Source organism: Phocaeicola faecicola, from assembly GCF_013618865.1.
Lineage (GTDB): Bacteria > Bacteroidota > Bacteroidia > Bacteroidales > Bacteroidaceae > Phocaeicola > Phocaeicola faecicola.
Genome location: NZ_JABSOE010000082.1, coordinates 1 through 16,112, shown reverse-complemented (window position 1 = coordinate 16,112; position 16,112 = coordinate 1). Strand labels below are relative to the sequence as shown.

Annotated in this window: 17 protein-coding genes and 2 pseudogenes; 4 read left to right on the top strand and 15 right to left on the bottom strand. The window is 48.1% G+C overall.

What is annotated here, in order from left to right; genetic code table 11:
• Positions 1 to 124: 124 nt before the first annotated feature.
• From H3001_RS17110 to H3001_RS17065, 10 genes and pseudogenes are all read right to left on the bottom strand, one after another.
• Positions 125 to 526: pseudogene (locus H3001_RS17110) on the bottom strand (DUF4138 domain-containing protein); the annotation flags it as partial.
• A gap of 23 nt (positions 527 to 549) precedes the next feature.
• The gene (gene traM / locus H3001_RS17105) at positions 550 to 1,818 is read right to left on the bottom strand and encodes a conjugative transposon protein TraM (protein WP_181215583.1); all 1,269 of its coding nucleotides are present in this window, start codon (positions 1,816 to 1,818) and stop codon (positions 550 to 552) included.
• Complete coding sequence (locus H3001_RS17100; protein ID WP_005644331.1) at positions 1,811 to 2,116, bottom strand: TraL conjugative transposon family protein; 306 nt, start codon at positions 2,114 to 2,116, stop codon at positions 1,811 to 1,813. The genes traM and H3001_RS17100 overlap by 8 nt, the downstream gene beginning before the upstream one ends.
• A gap of 12 nt (positions 2,117 to 2,128) precedes the next feature.
• Complete coding sequence (gene traK, locus H3001_RS17095; protein ID WP_181215582.1) at positions 2,129 to 2,752, bottom strand: conjugative transposon protein TraK; 624 nt, start codon at positions 2,750 to 2,752, stop codon at positions 2,129 to 2,131.
• Positions 2,753 to 2,775: 23 nt separating this feature from the next.
• Complete coding sequence (gene traJ / locus H3001_RS17090; RefSeq protein WP_181215581.1) at positions 2,776 to 3,780, bottom strand: conjugative transposon protein TraJ; 1,005 nt, start codon at positions 3,778 to 3,780, stop codon at positions 2,776 to 2,778.
• Between the two features lie 18 nt (positions 3,781 to 3,798).
• Positions 3,799 to 4,428, bottom strand: a complete 630-nt coding sequence (locus tag H3001_RS17085) for a DUF4141 domain-containing protein (protein WP_117904229.1) — start codon at positions 4,426 to 4,428, stop codon at positions 3,799 to 3,801.
• Positions 4,429 to 4,469: 41 nt separating this feature from the next.
• Positions 4,470 to 5,519, bottom strand: a complete 1,050-nt coding sequence (locus H3001_RS17080; RefSeq protein ID WP_181215580.1) for a hypothetical protein — start codon at positions 5,517 to 5,519, stop codon at positions 4,470 to 4,472.
• 21 nt (positions 5,520 to 5,540) lie between these two features.
• The gene (locus H3001_RS17075; RefSeq protein WP_117904233.1) at positions 5,541 to 8,042 is read right to left on the bottom strand and encodes a TraG family conjugative transposon ATPase; all 2,502 of its coding nucleotides are present in this window, start codon (positions 8,040 to 8,042) and stop codon (positions 5,541 to 5,543) included.
• Positions 8,039 to 8,371, bottom strand: a complete 333-nt coding sequence (locus H3001_RS17070; protein ID WP_008777826.1) for a DUF4133 domain-containing protein — start codon at positions 8,369 to 8,371, stop codon at positions 8,039 to 8,041. The genes H3001_RS17075 and H3001_RS17070 overlap by 4 nt, the downstream gene beginning before the upstream one ends.
• A gap of 1 nt (position 8,372) precedes the next feature.
• Positions 8,373 to 8,669, bottom strand: coding sequence for a DUF4134 domain-containing protein (locus H3001_RS17065; RefSeq protein ID WP_004310646.1), 297 nt, complete (start codon positions 8,667 to 8,669; stop codon positions 8,373 to 8,375).
• Between the two features lie 411 nt (positions 8,670 to 9,080).
• On the opposite strand from H3001_RS17065, the gene H3001_RS17060 reads away from it, so the two are divergent.
• On the top strand, positions 9,081 to 9,596 hold the full coding sequence (locus H3001_RS17060; RefSeq protein ID WP_181215579.1) for an SLOG family protein: 516 nt from the start codon (positions 9,081 to 9,083) through the stop codon (positions 9,594 to 9,596).
• Between the two features lie 83 nt (positions 9,597 to 9,679).
• On the opposite strand, the gene H3001_RS17055 is transcribed toward H3001_RS17060, so the two are convergent.
• The 5 genes from H3001_RS17055 to H3001_RS17035 form a co-directional block, all read right to left on the bottom strand.
• On the bottom strand, positions 9,680 to 10,009 hold the full coding sequence (locus tag H3001_RS17055; protein ID WP_008779479.1) for a hypothetical protein: 330 nt from the start codon (positions 10,007 to 10,009) through the stop codon (positions 9,680 to 9,682).
• 230 nt (positions 10,010 to 10,239) lie between these two features.
• Positions 10,240 to 10,506, bottom strand: coding sequence for a hypothetical protein (locus H3001_RS17050; protein WP_005644305.1), 267 nt, complete (start codon positions 10,504 to 10,506; stop codon positions 10,240 to 10,242).
• 2 nt (positions 10,507 to 10,508) lie between these two features.
• Positions 10,509 to 11,297, bottom strand: coding sequence for a DUF4122 family protein (locus tag H3001_RS17045; protein WP_181215578.1), 789 nt, complete (start codon positions 11,295 to 11,297; stop codon positions 10,509 to 10,511).
• Positions 11,298 to 11,299: 2 nt separating this feature from the next.
• Complete coding sequence (locus H3001_RS17040; RefSeq protein ID WP_005644303.1) at positions 11,300 to 11,719, bottom strand: DUF3408 domain-containing protein; 420 nt, start codon at positions 11,717 to 11,719, stop codon at positions 11,300 to 11,302.
• Between the two features lie 7 nt (positions 11,720 to 11,726).
• A complete protein-coding gene (locus tag H3001_RS17035) occupies positions 11,727 to 12,479 on the bottom strand; it encodes a ParA family protein (protein WP_005644302.1) in 753 nt (250 codons plus the stop codon).
• A 609-nt stretch (positions 12,480 to 13,088) separates the two neighbouring features.
• On the opposite strand from H3001_RS17035, the gene mobA reads away from it, so the two are divergent.
• The 3 genes and pseudogenes from mobA to H3001_RS17020 form a co-directional block, all read left to right on the top strand.
• Positions 13,089 to 13,559: a conjugal transfer protein MobA gene (mobA, locus tag H3001_RS17030; RefSeq protein WP_181215577.1), complete on the top strand. Its 471-nt coding sequence runs from the start codon at positions 13,089 to 13,091 to the stop codon at positions 13,557 to 13,559.
• Positions 13,549 to 14,802 carry a conjugal transfer protein MobB gene (mobB, locus tag H3001_RS17025; RefSeq protein WP_181215576.1) on the top strand — a complete coding sequence of 418 codons (1,254 nt, stop codon included), beginning with the start codon at positions 13,549 to 13,551 and terminating at the stop codon, positions 14,800 to 14,802. The genes mobA and mobB overlap by 11 nt, the downstream gene beginning before the upstream one ends.
• A 34-nt stretch (positions 14,803 to 14,836) precedes the next feature.
• Positions 14,837 to 15,988 (top strand): annotated as a pseudogene (locus H3001_RS17020) (YWFCY domain-containing protein); the annotation flags it as partial.
• Positions 15,989 to 16,112: the final 124 nt, after the last annotated feature.

The following is a 16,112-nucleotide window of genomic DNA, read 5'->3' as shown; positions in this document are numbered from 1 at the left end:
CGACATGCTTCACTCCCCGTTTGGTTTCCCATTCGGATAAGTCGGTTTGGGATAGGTTTCTTAATTGGAATACTAACCTAATCACTTGCCAGTGTGATTATTATCAAGCCCCTATTATGGGCGCACTGAATGTATAGAAACTTCCGCTTTCGGTTATCACGGACATGTTGGTCTCCTCACGGAAATTCTTTACGGTAGCCTTTACACGGATGACATTTTCCGCGCCGTCCGCCTTGCCTGCAATGAGGTTCGGCGATCCGAGGTCCACATAACGCACCGAAGACGGGAAGATGATGTGCGTGGTCTTGTCGTAGGTCACTTCCAGACCGTACGGCGGTATCATCCGGTCGAAGGTAAGTTTGCGGGTCAGCCCGTGATAGAGGTCCCCGTCTTCCTCTTTTTGGGGATACACTTCCTTGACCGGTGTGATTTTTTTGTTTACCACCGCTGCGCTGTCGGTTTCAGTCTGGGCAAAGGCGCCCATGGTGCCCCATGCAAGGGCAAGCATTACAAATAACTTTTTCATGTTGATTGAATTTTAATGGGTTGTCATTGATTGTCATTCTGATAAAGCATCAGGGTGTAACCGGATTTGAGATGCACCTTCTCTTCACGCATCTTCCGGGAGATGTACTGTGAAACACCCTGTATGGCACCCTTCCCGAGTTCGGAAAGCAGCTGGTCGCCTGCCGACTGGTTGGTGATGGAGATGCTCGTGCCGAGATTCTGCCCCAGATTGGCGGCAACCTCCTTGACAGCGTTTGCTTCCATGGATCCCGGAATGAAGATGCCTTCCTGTCCGTCATTGTCATACACGGCAAGTTTCACGGGGATGATGGTACCGCCATATTCCACCTGAAGGATGTTGACGTGAAGCCTTTCTTCCTGTATGCGCCCTTCTCCGATGAGCAAGGAGTTTTTGGGAAGGACATGTTTTCCTACACGCATCGGTTCTTGCAGTCTCATCCTCACGCCCTGACCGCTGATTACAGTCTGGTTCCCGTGGATGCAGGCGCGTATGGTATTCCTCACGTCTTTTTCATCCCTGTGACCAATCGGGGTATGGAATCTTTCCGCCAATGTCCTTCCCGTTAATGGCACGGAATCCCGGACCGGTTGCGGCAACGATGAAACCACGGGAGTGGAGACCAGCCCGACGGGAACGGCCTTCATGTTTCCATCCCGTCCGGCTTCTTCATCCTCCGGGCGGCTGTCCATCCTTTTGCCGCCATTACCCGGCATGTATTTGGCTGCGAGCTCGTAGGACTTTTCCAAAAGTGCCACCTGTTCCTCATAACCCGGCTGTGCATTCTGTGCGGCAACCGTCTGCTTCAGTTGTTCCACCTCGGCTTTCAACGCCTCCTTTTCCGGGTCTTCCTGCGGTGACTCGTAAAAGTTGCCGAGAGTCCTGTTGATGTCATTGTAGGCGGAAACGGATGAAGAGCGGGCTTCATTCCTTCTGTCACTTGCACGTGGACTGCCATCCTTGGTATCCGCATCCGATGACAATGCCACGACAGCTCCGGAGTTTTCATCCGCAACACCTGAGAAGTCTCCCAGTGTACGCATTTTTTCCGCCTGTTTGCGCTTTATGTCAGCCTGCTCATAGGCGGCAATCTTGTCTTCCTCTATGCCGGCTCCTCTCGGGTCAGGCAGTTCGGTGTTGAAGCCCGCATTTTTCTCCTCCTTTTGTTTGTCCTCTTCGGACGGTGCGAAAATGAGCCACATCGCACCGAGGAAGAGAAGGAACATCCCGGCAAAAACCAGGTATTTCCTGATTTCCAGCCTCTGTTTTAATTTATTAATATCATTACTCATTTTCTTTCTGATTGAATCGGTTAAAAAACTCTTCCATCTCCTGCACCCTTTTATCCGGGAGTGTATCGGCAGGAACGATATCCGGAATGTCCAACGGGGCTATCTCAATGATGTCCCGCTGTACATCTTCCCGCCCGATGTCATAGATGGCGCGGAAAATCAGATAGAAATTTCCGAGAGCAAACAGGACAGCCAGCACGATGACTGTCAACATTCTCTTTTCCGGAGAAAGCCCGGCACACAAACCCCGAAGCTTTTCTGCAACGGTTTCCTTGATTCTTACAAACATTTGTTTCATACATTCAAAATTTTAACGGTCATACACTTTGATATCCCTGTTCTCCACCACACGGAAGGCTTCAAGGATGAAACCGTGCGGATTATTGTCGCTGCGGGTGGAGTTCAGCAGCCTGCCACGTGTGACAAGGCTGCGTTCGGTCACACTCTTCTCCCTGATAATGGAGAGTTTCGCATAGGTCACGACCTCATACGGATAGGTATTGAAATCGCACCTGACACTGTCAATCCCAATCCGCTGGCTCATGTTTCCCGAAATGATCCGGTTGTAATATCCCTGCTCTGCCAAATCCACATAATGGGCATAGGCAGAACGGTCACTGAGGAACATGGCCCGTTGGATATTACCCTCAATCGCACTCTTGTCAGGGGATAACGTAAAGAACAGTTCATGGAACCTCCTGACATGTTCCCTTGCCTCCACCGGACGGTTCTGCTCCAAGTCCTGTGAAAGGGCAAGCATCAACGACTTTCCTTCATCCAGGACATAAATCTTCTCCCGTTGCGCTTCCGCAAAAGTGTAAGCCTTCCATACGGAAAAAACCACAAGTAGCGTGCATACACACAGATAGACAATCCCGAACAGACGCAGTTGTCGGAAGCTGGTCTCGATATTCTTCAATGATTTGAATTCCATTCTGTAAATGTTTTATACTGTTATTACTTGATAAGCCTTCCGGCAATGTTTCCCACTGCTGATCCTGCCGTACCAGCCGCCAGGGAACCGGCCTGGGATGCCCTTTGGTTCACATTCTTGAGGTAGTTGCCTGCACCGCCTCCGGCCTGCACAATCCAGTTTGATACGGTCGGTATGGTGAAATACCCGATGATGCCGATAATGAGGAAAGTGATGTAAACCGCGTTTGAACTGTCGGGGATGAAATCCGGATCGGAAAGCCGCTCGATATCCCTCTGTAGCATCAGCACCTGGATTCTCGCCAGCACACTGCTGAACAGGTCGCTGACAGGAAGCCAAAGGTAGATGCTGATATAGCGGACGAACCACTGGCTGAGAGAAGTTTGGAAACCGTCCCAGCAGGAGATGGCGAAAGAAACCGGACCGAGTATCGAAAGGACTATCAGGAAGAATGTCCTCAGCGTGTCGATGACCAGCGCCGCCGCATTGAACAGAAGTTCCAGCAGTTCCCGGAAGAAATTCTGTACGGCCCTTTTCATGTTGTACATCGCACGGTCCACATACATCCCGCAGGCTTCTATAGCGTCAAACGCACCCAGCTCGTCCAGCCTGTTGTCAAAAGTCTCCTTGTCGACCAGATAGGCTGTCTCGGGATTCCGTTTCATCGCCTCAATCTCCAGCTTGTCCTTCTGTGCCCGGTACTCGTTCATGTTAAAGGTCTGCGACTCCAATATGGTATGGGTCCCTTTCACGACGGGCGAGAGGATACTGTTCAGCGTACCCAGAACGAGTGTCGGAAAGAACATGATACAAAGCCCCAGGGCAAAAGGGCGTAGAAGCGGAAAGACATCCACGGGTTCGGCACGGGCCAGAGCCTGCCATACACGATACGCCACATAGAAAAGAGCACCCAGACCGGCAAGCCCTCGGGCGACACCGGTCATCTGTGAGCAGAGTGGCATCATTTCCACATACAGATTCTGTAAAATCTGATGCAGGTTGTCAAAATTCACAGCCAACAATACCATAAGCAATCCTCCTCGAAATTACCAGTAGCGTTCGTTGGGTGAACCGTACAGAGCCATCACACGGTCGAGATCGTTCTGTTTCTTGGCACGCAGGTAGGACACCCCGATATTCTTGTTGGTGTAATACTGCACCAGGCTGCGGTTTTGCAGCATGTCGTTGTAGCAGCGGTCAATGATGTCCATCCTTTCCTTGTCGTTCATGGAAAGCCCGTTCTCGTTGACCACCGTCTTCAAATCGTTCAGCAAATGGGCACTTTCTTCCAGCAGTTTGGTGTATCCCAAAGCAATCGCGCTCAGTTCTTCCGGCGTAAAATACGGGTCGCTGAGCATACGCTCGAAGCTGGTGACATAGATGTCCGTGATATCGCCCACCATCAGGATGGTCTGCTGTACCTTGCGGGCATCACGGACAAGGTTCTTGACCTTGCGAAGCCCGTCGTAATACTCCTTGCCCTGCTGGTAGATTTTCACGGTTTCCTGAAAACTATTCGCCATATTGGTGGCAGTGGAGGATGTGTGAACGATGTTCTTGGCGGCATTGATGATGCCTTGGGCAAGATTTCCGGGGTCGGTCACTACCCATTGCGCTTTCGCTGTGAGGCTGATGAAGATGCAACCCATACACAGCATGAGGATTTTCTTTTTCATGATGTTTCTGTTTTAATTGATGAATAAAAATCTGTTGAAAGTCAAAGTCCCATTTTTCGCCCTTTGGACGGCGGGTTACGGAGGATAGGCTTGTGTACCGGTCTCGGACGGTCTACCTCTGCCACTTTTTCTTTCCCGTGTCTGAGGGATGCGAAGAATTCGTCAGCATACAGTCTGCGGCTGGTAACCCGGCCTAATCTGTCATCCAGTTCTTTGTAGGCTTTCTGTGCCTGACGGGATTGTTCTTCCGGGGCTGCGGTCTTGTCAATACCGTATTTGATCAGAAAATCCGGTTGCACATTGATAAGGTCGTTTGAAGCATCCGGTGACACGGCGATACGCCCCAATTTGTAAAGTTCCTGGTTAAGTCCCTCAAGATAGAAGTCCGGTAGACGGACTCCGGGGATATTCTCGACGGCCTTTTCAGCTGCCGCACACATCTCAGCTTCTATACGGGGAATGTTCATCCTGACATCAGGCTCAATGCAGCAGTCATCCCTGTCCATCAGATAGCTTTCGAGCCATTCATAGGTACTGCATTTGTCCTCAATGCCATAGCGCAGCTTGACGTAGGTCGATGGCACCATGCTGTATGAGGCGAGTTCGCATAGTTCAGATACATCCCGGCTCTTTCTCTGGAAGTCCAATATTCTTATTGCGGATATTACTTCACTATGTGGCGGGCGTTCAATTCTATTCATCGGATATTTCGTACATCCCCAATCACGCATAATGGTATACATTGCGAACAAACCATGCACTGATGTGGCTTCCCATGGTGGGATATCCGTCAGTTGAGAGCCGTGTTTCGCCATAAATGGAGTATCCGTCAATACATCCATCATATCTACGGATTCCTTGTTCATCGTTGATATGGGAGAATCGAAGGGTTCGGATTTCGCTATCAGCAGGGCGATCTGTTCAATAGCTTTTTCCGAATGACTGTACTCCCGGATAAGCTTTGCAAGTTCCCCGTGATTGTACACACCGGCAAGACGTTTGGCTTTTTGAGCAATCTCTTGCAATTCCCGGTAGTCCGGTTCCTGGAAGCGACCGACAATCCGATGTCTTATCCATTCGGTAAATTTCATGTCTTTCTTGATTTTTGAATGTTACTTACTGTTACGTTTGCTCTCTGCGAGCTGCCTTATTGCAAGCTCTATGTTGCCGCCGAGTTTGTCCGTAAGGCGCATGAGTTCCAGTTTTTCCGTTTCTTCAGTGGTGTAGCACATATATTCTTCAAGCGACACCTCGGTGGCATAGACTGCTGACTGTGAGCCTCCGAGACCAATCCACACTTCCTTGTACTTTCGGGAAGGATTGTTTGCCATGTTGATGGAAAGTATCTGCGCCCGCTCCTTGTCGGTCAGACCGAGCAAGGTCTGGATCTCATCGAACTTGTTCATATACTTGCGCTGGTCAAGGAGAATCTTACAGTCACTATTATTAATGATGGTGCCCTTGACAATCGGAGAAGAAATGATGTCCTCCACTTCCTGGGTCACGACCACGGCCTCGCCGAAAAACTTTCGGACGGTCTTGAAAAGGTAGCGGATATAGTTGCTCATATTGGCGGATGCCAATGCCTTCCAGCACTCTTCGATAAGGATTATTTTCCGGATACCTTTCAACTTGCGCATCTTGCTGATAAAAGTCTCCATGATGATGATGGTGACAATCGGAAGCAGCACCTTGTTGTCACGGATATTGTCCAGCTCGAAGACAATAAACCGTTTGCCAAGCAAATCAAGCTGTCTGTCGGAATTCAACAGGAAGTCATACTCGCCACCCTTGTAATAAGGTTCCAGCACATTCAGGAATCCCCACACGTCAAAATCCTTCTCACGGGTTCGCTTCTCTTTCAGGATATCCTGATACTCGTCACGGATAAACTCATAGAAGGTATCGAAGGAGGGTTTTATGCTGCTGTCCCTGCGGATTTTCTCCAGAAAAAGATTGACCGCATTGGATAGTGCCACCTCCTCGGCACGTGTCGGCGGCTCGTCGTCACGCTTCCACAGGGTAAGGATAAGCGTCTTGATGGACTCTTTCTTCTCGATGTCGAAAATTCCGTCTTCCACATAGAAAGGATTGAAGGCGATGGGATTATCCTCCTCGTAGGTGAAATAAATCCCGTCCTCGCCGTGTGTCCTCGCGTGGATCAGGTTGCACAGCCCCTGGTAGGAGTTGCCCGTATCCACCAATAGTACGTGTGTCCCTTGCTCGTAATATTGCCTCACCATATGGTTGGTAAAGAAGGACTTGCCCGAGCCGGACGGGCCGAGGATAAATTTGTTCCTGTTCGTGATGGTGCCATTCTTCATCGGCAGGTCGGAAATGTCCAGATGGACCGGCTTTCCGGTCAAGCGGTCCACCATACGGATGCCGAACGGAGAGAGCGAATCCTTATAGGAGGTTTCCCCGATGAACAGGCACAGGGCCTGCTCGATAAAGGTGTGGAAACTCTCCTCGGACGGAAAATCTCCGGCATTGCCGGGTATTGCCGCCCAGAACAGAGTCGGCACATCCACCGTGTTGTGGCGCGGTTTGGCTTCCATCAACGCCAGCTGGCTGCCTACATCGTTCTTGATGCGCTTCAACTTTTCCCGGTCATCGCTCCAGGCCATGACATTGCAGTGTGCGCGGATGGAGGTCAGCCCCTTGCTGTGCGCCTCGTTCAGGTACTCTTCAATCCATTCGCGGTTAATCTGGTTGGAACGGCTGTAACGGGAAAGCGAATGCATATTCCGTGCGGTCTGCTCGAATTTCCTGAGAATTTCCGCCGAATCATCAATGAAGAGGTACTGGTTCACCACATGGTTGCAGGTAAGCAGAATGCCTATCGGTGCGGCAAAGGACAGCCGACAGTCGCTCCGGTCTGTTGAGAGCCTTTCATACCGGCAGTCGGTTGACACGTTCGACGGCAGGTCTTCCGGATCGGAAAGCGTATGAAGGCACAGGTAGTTGTCGCCCACCTTCATTTCCCCGGCACCGAGTGACAGATCCTGCAAGCAGGTAGCATCTTCCTGCGACATGGAAAAATACTTCTCGATGATGCCGGCGGAATTTTTGCTCCCGATGATTTCCTCATCCGTCAGGCGGATGATACGTAGCAGGCCACTGTCGTTCACGATGCGTTCGAATTGTCCGCAACACTCCATGAACCGGGTGACGGTTTCCTTGTCCTGCATTTCCTTGGGGATAATGAATCCCCTTGTAAGTGCATTGAAACTGCTGGTCGTCCGGCTGTGTTCCTTCGTGGTTTTCGTAAGGAACAGGTAACAGGTATGCTGCAAATACGGCCGCTCGTTGAAATGCCGCTCGAAACTGCGGCTCAGAAAGCTCAGGTCTTCCTTGCAGATATCCGGCTTGTATCCCTCTTCGATGAAGAAGTCCTGTTTGTGTACGATACTGTAGTTCGGCAAAACCTTTACCGCTTTTACCCAGGTGGAGTGCATGGACTCGTATTCGGCACGTGTCAGCGTGAACAGTTCGGGCAATTCCACCCGGTATGCCACGGTGATGTCCGCATCCTTGCTGATGATGCAGCCGTTCTCCACGGCCAACAGCGGGAACTTGCTTTCCAGCGTGGCTGTTTTCATTACGTTTTTCATGCTTTTCTATTTTTAATGGTTGGAGAAAACAACCGGAGGAACTTTCTCCGGCTGATGATGTAGCGGGGATGGCTGCGCAGCGCATGGAGTTTCATAAGGCCCCATTCACCGTATTTCGAATTCATCCTGAAAGTGACCCAGACCAGCACCGATGCGGAAACGACCCCGAAACCGATACAGACCCACTGGTCGATACCTGCCATATACATGACGACGAAGATTACGAACAACGCGAGCAATCCTCCCGCAAAGATGAACAGGTACTGGCTCTTGAGTCCCTTGAACTCCGGGCTGCGCCCAATCCCCTTGTTGACATTGAATTCCGCCATATTACAGGAAGAATGAGCGTAAGATAGTGGCGGCGACAATCAGGAAGATACACGCACCGAACCAGCTGGCGGCAGTCTTTGAGGTGTCCGGGTCGCCTGACGAGAACTTGGAATAGACCTTCACGCCTCCGATAAGGCCGATAACGGCACCGATGGCGTAAATCAGCTTGGTGCCGGGATCGAAATACGAAGTGACCATATTGGTAGCTTCCGTAATTCCACCAATACCGTTGCCCTGGGCGGATGCCCCCATTGAAACCAGCAGCGTCATGGCTGCCAAAAAGAATCTTTTTTTCATGTGTCGAAACTTTTAATTAGTGAGACAAAAAATGATTTCGACTGCGAATATATAGTGCTTAATTTATTGATTTACAAACTGTACGACTTATGGCACCGTATGACATCACGTTACATCGGCAGGGAATTTTCAACCATTCAAAAAGGGTTTTCCCGGCAATATGAAACAGTAAAAACAGGATAAGGAGAAAGCGGCATTTCATTTCTTTCGGCAAAGGTAGCCCCGTGTCCTGAGAAGCCCGGCAAGGCGGCCCTGCGGACTGGTTGCCGTGAAATAATCATCCTCGCTGCGCTTGCGGTATTTTTTCACGGCAAGCCTTGCGGGATTCCGGACCGGGGCGGAAAAGCCTTCAGGAAATAAAATACCGTTCGGTTTGAATGGATATATGTAAAACAAAAAACAGAAGATAACATGGAAACAAGAAACAATCAGACAGTGGCTTTCACGGGACACCGTAAGGAACGTATTCTGCAAGGGTTCGGAAACGATCCCCGGATACTTGCACAAATCAGGGAAGCTGTGGCTGGAATGGTAACAGAACTGTACGGGCAGGGATACAAGGAATACTACACCGGGATGGCCAGCGGATTTGATATGACTGCTGCGGAGGCGGTCTTGCAGGTCAGGGAGAGATACGAAGGTATCAAGCTCATAGCGGCAGTACCTTTTCGGAAACAGCCTTTATGGTTTGAAGCGGAAGACCGGCTGTTGTATGCCCGTCTGTTGGAAAGGATGGACCGGGTGGTCATGGTTTCCGAGAATTATCACAAGGGATGTTACCTTCGCAGGGATGAATACATGGTGCGTAAAGCAGATACAGTTATAGCCTATTGGGATCTTGTGCCGAAAGGGGGAACATTCTACACGGTGAGCAAGGCGTTGGAAAGCGGCAAGCCGGTCATCAATCTTTATGAAAGGATGAAATAGCGGCTGTCTGTATTGGAATGGAAAAGCGAAGTGTGAAAGCCGATCGGCCTTCACACTTCGCTTCTTTATTATATATACATTACCTATTCCTCAGAACCGGAAGAGAGGGCACGCTGTTTTCTCCGTTCCTCCTTCTTCGCTTTCTGTTGCTTCTTCTTGACCTCCATTTCAGCCATAATCTGCTTTAAGGGCTTGACCGTTTCCGGCTCTTCCCGTTTGAACCGCTTGAAGTAGATATCCTCGATAAACTGCGGAAGCGGGGTTTTCCACACCTCCTGCCGGTGGTTATCTATCTTGCCGAGTTTGTCGGGATTCAGACCCAATTCACGGGCCATCTGCACCTGCCTGTCTGAAAGACGGTGACGCTTCTGCGCCACCAGCCATTTTTCCAATATCGCTTTTGTCATTGCCATCGTTCATTTTTTTTGCAAAGATAGAGTTTTTGCATTGATTTCTCTTAAATACCTATTTGTCAGTATTATCTTATAGTCCATAATAGATAAGTGCCAATATTGGCAGAAATTTAATATGACGATGGAAACAAAAAGAGACAGTTTGGATATATAAATCTCCAAAAACAGGAAAAGGCACACCGATATCACATCGACATGCCTTCTGAAACTATGACAGCAAAAGGAAACAATTAAACGAATTCATCTATATCGAATGCCTCTGTCTTATTTTTTGTATTATCCATTTCTGAAATTTGTGAGTCATCACAAAGCATACTATCAATAAGATTTCCTATCTTCTTTTTAATAGCGGCTTCTTTCCGCATAATTCTGATGATTTCTTCTTCAGATAGATAGATGCGTGGGGCACGAATTGCAGGATTTCTTTTTATGCCAAAAGATTCTGCTTCTGACTTCGGCATTGCTTGTTGTTTTTTGTTTTTCACATTCGATCCCATATTTACATGTATTTATTCCAATCAATTCTAATCTGTTCCAAAGACTGTTTTGGCGTCTCTTTTCCATTTGGCATATTTTCCTTGAGCAGTTTTTCCAATTGGCTTTGAGTACTCAATTCGGTTGCAAAGAACCTGAACAGGTCTGTATCCTGAAGTTGATACAAGGTTTCGGCTGCATTTCGGATTTTCTTTCTGTCATCCGTCCCCGAAATAAGTACATCAGCGACATTGTTCAGTTCTTCAAAAGTCAGTGCCCTTGAAAAATCCGGGTCAGGAACACACCCGTCATTTGACATAAGTTCCCGTTTTTCCGATTCTGTCAGTCCCTTTTGTGAAGAGAAACCATCTATCACATCATCCGGATCTATATCCTCATCTTCCTCTATAGGCTCTTTCTTCATAGGTTCAGAACGTGTGGGAGTTTTTCTCGCCACGTCCGGGTCTTCAAGATAGACTATTTTTGTCTTTCCGATAACTTCATTGTACTCGTCCAGTGGATTCGGCTGCGTTTCGGTTTTCTCTTCATGCCCGACTTTAAGGATATTCTTCTCCGCTTGTGCGATCCACGCTTCAGCCTTGTCCAGTCTTGCCCTATACCGGGCTTTCCTTGCTTTTTTCGCCATCCGCTTTTTGCGTGATTTCCATAACCGGATACGTGCAATACGCATATGACGAAGCTGACTATCCCAAAAATTATAAACTTTCGGACTGAAAATGAACATCCATACCTTATATAATATGTAGGTTGCCGACAGGACTTTTACTGAAAAATAAATTAATGTTGTTTCCATGACTATTGAATTTTAGGGGGTGAAAAACGGTCTTTATACATTCGGGTGATTTCCTCGATGTTGAGTTCTATATGCTCGGCGATGATGTTACTGATATAACTCGCAATACTTACTTCGGGAGCTATCACATGGAGATAATTCTTTATCTCGTCGTACAGCTTGCGGTTCAGGTATACCTGGATGCGTCCGGGCATGGGGGTATTCACCAGATACTTCTGACGAAAGTTACTGTCACATTCGGGCATATTGCAAGGTTTGGGATTTTTCCGGGCAGTTTCTTTTTCCGTATCCTGCCTTTCATTGTTTTCCTCTTCCGGAACCTCAACCACTATGATATCCTCGTTCTCGATGGCATCAGGAATGTCACCGACCATATATCCCCTGATTTTTTCTTCATTCACTTTTACAATTTTCTTTGCCATATCTCAATTACAGGTTAAATTTTACAATCAGTTCGTTTGCCAGTTCCTGCAATCCGCTGCCTTTAAGCTGTCCTGCCGGCGGTGGAAGGAGCGAGCAGCGGAAATAGGTTCGTGTCCGGGATGAGAGTTCCTTGTCATAGCGGCAGAGATCGGGAATCATTGAATCCAGAATTTTCAACCCCTGTTTCTTCATCAGTGCCATATAGTTGTCAAGCACTTCTGTATTGCTTCTTTTCTTTACCTTGGTCCAGAACAGGAACACGTCTTTCAAGGGAATGTTTTTCCGGTTTTCCGCACACTTCATGACGCTTTTTGCAAAGACAAAACTGCTGTCCATAACGAAATTGTCAGCGGCAATGGGGGTCAATACATAATCCACATTGAAAATGGTTTGCAAAACGCCGGATATGTCCATAGACCCCGGCAAATCTATGAAAACGATATCAAAATCTGCTTTTGCCGCCAACTCTCCGGCCACCTGGCGTGCATTCTCCGGCTTTGCCTGCCTGATAGGATAAATCCTGCATCCCCTGAGTCTCTGTTCCTCCAGCAACACCATGTATTTCTTGTTTATCTCCACCATCTCCATGTCCCGTTCCCTCAGATTGAACAGGCTGCGCTGGGTGGCGTCACAATCAACGATAGCCACATTCTTGCCCATCGAATAATTCAGGAGACTGGCAAGTGTTACCAACATTGTACTTTTGCCGACCCCACCTTTCTGGTTGCTGACCGCAACGAATAACGGATTCTTCTTCATAACTGAACTTTTTTAATGGTTTATTACACTATTGTTTTACTTGTCTGTTGTTTGCTTTGTGACAAGGTTCGTTAGTGATATGGTTACTTTGTGCTCACCAACCGGCAAACCGACCAACCGATAGTTATCTGCCCCAACAAAGCAAGTAAACAATCACTGCCCGCCTGTTGCAACAAGTGTTTTCGCTAACCGACAATACAACGGACAGCCACTTGATTATTGGTTTGTTTTACCGTTCACGCTGCAAATAAAAGGGTATTTTTTCATACCTGCACTATGTTTTAAGGGAGGTGACGACCTGTGTCATCATTTGTCATTACGTTACATATAACCAGCTATTTTACAACAGGATAAACCGCCATAACTTTGCACCGACAACGGAACGGATACCGCTGCGGAGGATTCCCGAAGCCGAAGAATGAGGCTGAAGGTCAAAACTTAATTTGACGAAGGAAAATTCATGTTCAAGCGAACATAGCAAGTTGTGTTTTGGGCAGCCCGAAATGATTCGGGCATCCCAAAACAAACTTGCCACTCGCCTGAAGGCTCGGGAGGGATTTCCTCCAAAGTCGGAAATCCATGACGGAAGATCAGTAACAGAAAAACTCAATGCGTATGGAAGAAAACAGGAAAAGAAGAAAAACAGGAAGCACGGGCAGAAAGCCGAAAACTGACCCGGCTGTTTTCCGTTACGGTATCAAACTGACCTCGGAAGAGAATGGGAATTTCGAGCTTCTGTTTGAAAAATCAGGCATGAAACAGCGGGCAAGATTCATCAAGGCCATGATTTTCGGACGAGAAATGAAGGTCGTCAGAATCGACAAGGCTGCGATGGATTACTACATCAGACTGACAAATTTTTATCACCAGTTCCAAGCTATCGGTAACAACTACAACCAGACGGTAAAAGCTGTCAAGTCCAATTTCGGTGAAAAACGGGCATTCGCCTTGCTCCGTAATCTGGAGAAGGCCACCATCGATCTGGTGGTGCTGAGCAAAAGGATTATCATGCTTACCCGGGAGTTCGAGGAGGAATACCTGATAAAAAGGAATAAGGAGGAACAGCAGAATGGTGGCTAAAATCAACAGAGGTGTATCGCTTTACGGAGCGGTCATCTACAACCAACGGAAAGTGGATGAGTCCACCGCCCGTATCATCACGGGCAACCGTATGATTACCGATATCACCGGAAATCCCCATAATGTCATGCAGCAGACACTATGGGCTTTCGACAGCTACCTTGCCGCCAACAGGAACACGGAGAAGCCGGTACTGCATATCTCCCTGAACCCATCGGTGGATGACCGCCTCACGAACGGACAGTTCGCGGATCTGGCAAGGGAATATATGCAGAAGATGGGATATGGCGACCAGCCATACATTGTGTATCTGCACGAGGACATAGACCGCAGGCATATCCATATCGTCTCTACCTGCGTGAAGGAAAACGGTGAGAAAATAAGTGACGCTTACGAGTGGAACCGCTCGATGAAAGCCTGCCGGGAACTGGAACGGAAGTTCGGACTGAAGCAGGTAGAAGACAAACGGAAGGAATTGCTTGAGCCGTACCTCAAAAAAGCGGATTACCAAAACGGTGACGTGAAGAAGCAGGTTTCCAATATCGTAAAGAGCGTGTTCGGCACTTACCGTTTCCAGTCTTTCGGGGAATACAGCGCATTGCTCTCCTGTTTCAATATAGAGGCAAAGCAGGTCAAGGGCGATTTCGAGGGCACTCCCTATAACGGCATCGTCTATACCATGACGGATGACACGGGCAAACCGCTATGTACGCCCATCAAGTCTTCCCTTATCGGTAAACGCTACGGGTATGAAGGATTGGAAAAGCGTATCGGTTACAACATTCGCGAGTATAAGGCAAAAAAATGGCAGCCGAAGATTCGGAACGAAGTGGCTCTTGCCATGCACGGTTGCCGTGGCAGCCGGGAGGAGTTTACCCGCTTGCTTGCCGAAAAAGGAATAGATGTGGTATTTCGGGAAAACGAGGAAGGGCGCATTTATGGCGCAACCTTCATTGATCACAAGAACCGGGAAGTTTATAACGGTTCCCGATTTGGCAAGGAGTTCTCGGCGAATGCCTTTGAACGGCTCTTTAATAATCCTGACAACATCCCCAATGTGGATGCCCATATGCAGGACATCGGTCTGCAAAGCGGATTCTCCTCCGATATGGGAAGTGCCATCGAACAGGCTTTCGGGATATTCGCCATGGAGCAGAACGGTCCCGACCCGCAGGAAGAGGCTCTTGCCCGAAGACTGCAACGTAAAAAGAAGAAGAAACGCCGCTCCCGCGGAATCTCATAATTACCGATTTTTCTAATATTAAAATTAGTCCATTATGCAACAGGAAGATGATTTGAGAGGACTGGCCAAAGTCATGGAATTCATGCGGGCCATATCCATCGTGTTTATTGTCATTCACGTCTATTGGTTCTGCTACCGGTCGTTCGTGGATATGGGTATCAATATAGGTGTAGTCGATAAGATACTGCTTAATTTTCAGCGAACGGCGGGGCTGTTCAGCAACCTGCTTATAACGAAAGTGTTTGCCGTCATATTCCTTGCACTCTCGTGTCTGGGCACAAAAGGAGTGAAAAACCAGAAAATGACATGGAACAGGATATACGCCGCTTTCCTTTCGGGCATGGTGCTGTTTTTCATGAACTGGTGGATGCTCGACCTGCCGTTCAGCCCGACATCCAATGCCGTCATATATACGGTAACGCTTACCGCAGGATATATCCTTCTCTTGATGTCGGGTATGTGGATAAGCCGTATGTTGAAGAATAATCTTATGGAGGACGTGTTCAATACCGCCAATGAGAGCTTCATGCAGGAAACAAGGCTCATGGAGAACGAGTATTCCGTCAACTTGCCGACAAAGTTCGTCTATCAGGGTAAGGATTGGGACGGATGGATAAACATTGTCAACCCTTTCCGTGCTTCCATCGTGCTTGGAACGCCCGGTTCGGGTAAGAGTTACGCAGTGGTGAATAATTTTATCAAACAGCAGATTTCCAAAGGATTCGCACTATATCTGTATGATTACAAATTTGATGACCTTTCCGTAATAGCCTATAACGAGCTGCTGAAAAATTTGGATAAATACAAGGTCAGACCGGAGTTCTATGTGATAAACTTTGACGATCCGAGACGCAGTCACAGATGCAATCCCATAAACCCGAAATTCATGGCCGATATCAGTGATGCCTACGAATCAGCCTATACCATTCTCCTGAATTTGAACAAGACCTGGATACAGAAACAGGGTGATTTTTTCGTGGAATCCCCGATAATCCTGCTTGCCGCCATTATTTGGTACTTGCGGATTTACAAGGACGGCAAGTATTGTACCTTTCCTCACGCGATAGAATTCTTAAACAAACCGTATGCAGATATTTTCACGATTTTGACCTCGTATCCCTCACTGGAAAACTACCTTTCCCCCTTTATGGACGCATGGCAAGGAGGAGCTCAAGACCAGTTACAGGTGCGCCCGTAAGGGCATATAATAAATATAGCTTTGGCAAGCTATTAGGTTCGTGTTCTTTGAAATAATAACCTATCACCAGCCGACTTATCCATTCAACGAAAGACGATGGGGAGTGTAGCAT